General features: G+C 46.0%; 2 protein-coding genes. Both read right to left on the reverse strand.

Annotated elements, in window-relative coordinates; all coding sequences use genetic code 11:
- Positions 1–346 precede the first annotated feature (346 nt).
- Complete coding sequence (locus JRI95_16940) at positions 347–1,684, reverse strand: acyltransferase (GenBank protein MBW2063232.1); 1,338 nt, start codon at positions 1,682–1,684, stop codon at positions 347–349.
- A gap of 8 nt (positions 1,685–1,692) precedes the next feature.
- Complete coding sequence (locus tag JRI95_16945; GenBank protein ID MBW2063233.1) at positions 1,693–2,424, reverse strand: DUF2807 domain-containing protein; 732 nt, start codon at positions 2,422–2,424, stop codon at positions 1,693–1,695.
- Between the last annotated feature and the right edge of the window lie 183 nt (positions 2,425–2,607).

Here is a 2,607-nt window from a genome sequence, read left to right on the forward strand (position 1 = left end):
CTAACATTTACATATAAGGCAATTTTGCCTGATATCCCGATATATCGGGATTGAACAAACAAACAGGCAAATTTGCTTACTTTCAATAATAAACTACCCCACCGCAGAGCAGCGGAGTATCAATCGGAATATCCAAAATCGCCCAAGGGGCGGGAAATTTATACGCCTATGGAGTATTTATACGCCTCAGGAGTATTTATGCGCCTAGGGCGCATCAAGCCTTTACCCGCCGTGTTTCCGGCGGGCTCGTCCGCCTTTGGCGGATTTAAGCCACACATTCTTTTAAAAATTACGAGTCAAGAGCAGATCTGCCCCCGTTTACCAATCCGGTTTGGTCGCCTGATGATCAGGCGAAAGTCCCTTCCGGGCGAGGGATGGGCATTGCTGGAGGCTTCTTTCTTGGTCGCATGCCAAAGAAGAAACGCACGATGTTGAAGCGCCTGACGAACAGTTCGTATAGAATCATGATCAAGGAGAAGGAGACACTGGCGATGATCAGGAGCTTGGTCAGGATGCCTATGTCCCAGCGTATAACATACCAGCCGATGCAAAGTATAATCGTCTGGTGGAACAAATAGAAGGGCAAAACCGCCTCGTTACCGTAGACCAGGAATTTATGGTTCGTGTTTAGGTGCCTGGCTCCAATGTTCAGAACAAATACAACCGCGCTCCAACACGTAATGCTCCATACGGTTTGAAAGAGTACGAATACCAATGAGAAGGGCTCTTTACCCGGGTATGGGTCATAGCCAAATGCCACTACTAAAAATCCTAGTCCGCACCAGCCAACGATCCATAGCGCCATGCAGATCCACCCATGTCTCCTAATGCTCATTATAAAGCGTTTATCAGCTGCCATCATGTAGCCTATTACAAAGAAAATCGTGTACCAGAGAAGATCTGCCCAGCTAAAACGAGTCTTGAAAATAGCCCCGAGTCCGATGAGGGTTAGAGACAGTGGTATTACGAAGAGAAATATCCCGCCTGGTTTATCACACCATCCAGCGAATCTCGCGATCCAGCGCTTTCCCTGTTCTGACTTTAAATAAAGCAGTAAAGGGAGACTCAGCAGTGAGATGAGAAAGAGATATTGAAGAAACCACAGATGTCCGGAAAAAGGAATGGGCAGCAAAGTACTGGGCCACTGCGTAATACCGGGGAGATTGAGGCGATCGAAGTAGCGCAGAATTAATTGCCAGAAGCTTCCGCGATATCCCGAATTAGTAAACAGTTCAAAGTAGAGCTGGATCGGCAACAGGACAAAGAAACCCACGGTATAAAAAGGGATGAGAAGCCGCTTGACTCGCTCCCAGATATACGCCCAGGCTCGCCTGGACTTTAGTGCGTACCAGGTCCCAATTCCTGACAACAGGAAGAAAAGCTCCATGACCCAAGTCCAAATCAAACCACGCATCGCCACGAAGAGCAGCTGACTTTGCTCCGGGTTCTTCAAGTGCCACCCTTCTGGGTCGAAGAAGCGGGTGCAATGGTAGAGAAAGACGGCCAGCATAGCAATAATCCTCAGCCAATCAACGTCGTACCTTCGTTCTTGCATGATTTTTCTTCCATTCACATGGAGGAAGGCTAGTTTTCCCTCAGCAATCCGTCCGCCGCAACGATAAAGCTCACCGGTCGCCATGAAGCACAACATAATGGCGGTCAGGTGCAGCGCCTTTTTCGACATTTAAATTGTCACTTTGTACCGAGACCCTCTACTTTTCCCGAACCTGAGATACTGGTAGAGATTATAGGTGAACCATAGTAGTAGAGCTTACCACTTCCACTAATTTTAATGTTCAGCTCATTAGTAACCCATACTTTTGCTTTACCGGATCCACTGATGGTAAGATCAATATTCTCACTTTTTAGATTTGGAACGCTGAATTCACCAGAGCCACTAATTGAAATTTTTTGATATTTTGAATTTCCCGATTCGATATTGATCTCCCCTGAGCCGCTGATGTCAAATGCGATGGACTGCGCTTCAAGGTTTCTTAGACTAAACTTTCCTGATCCGCTCATCACGACACTTAAGCTTTCCGTTTTCAATACGCCACCCTTGACTAGCACAGAACCAGACGTTTTAAGGGCATTAATATTTTTCAAAGAGAGACTGTACCTGATTGTCTCACTTGGCTTTAACCTGGCTTCTTTAGGCCCAATTTTTAGAGTTCCATTTTTAACTATCGTTCGAATATGCGGTGCTATGTTGTCATCACACTCTATTTCAAGTGACTCGTTATTCCCCTGAATGATAAACAAATGTCCTGCCCCACTGATGGACACTTTGTGGAATCCAGAGACCGGCCTAGATTCCTTTATGATATTTCCAGATCCGGTTATAGATTTTGAATTGCAAGAGTTTGCCAAAAATAAAATTATGGTAAGAAGGCCTATAATAATCTTTGAATATTTTAAATCCATATTTCCCCCTTTGTCGAACGGTTGAGCTAAGACGCTGGTTCACCCGTCGATTTCAGCTCCTGGTTGGCCATCTGCTTTGAATCCTTTGTGAAAAGTGACCGTGCCTTGAGGAGTATGCCCATCGAAGGAGAGAGCGAAGAAAACCTCCGGTGGTACTCCCTCGTGCACGAGTCCGGTTACGTT

It is taken from the genome of Deltaproteobacteria bacterium (assembly GCA_019308995.1).
GTDB lineage: Bacteria > Desulfobacterota > Desulfarculia > Adiutricales > JAFDHD01 > JAFDHD01.

Bases quoted from the DNA above. Each gene is read 5' to 3' on its own strand.
- JRI95_16940 (MBW2063232.1), bottom strand. From the start codon at position 1,684: ATGTCGAAAAAGGCGCTGCACCTGACCGCCATTATGTTGTGCTTCATG.
- JRI95_16945 (MBW2063233.1), bottom strand. From the start codon at position 2,424: ATGGATTTAAAATATTCAAAGATTATTATAGGCCTTCTTACCATAATT.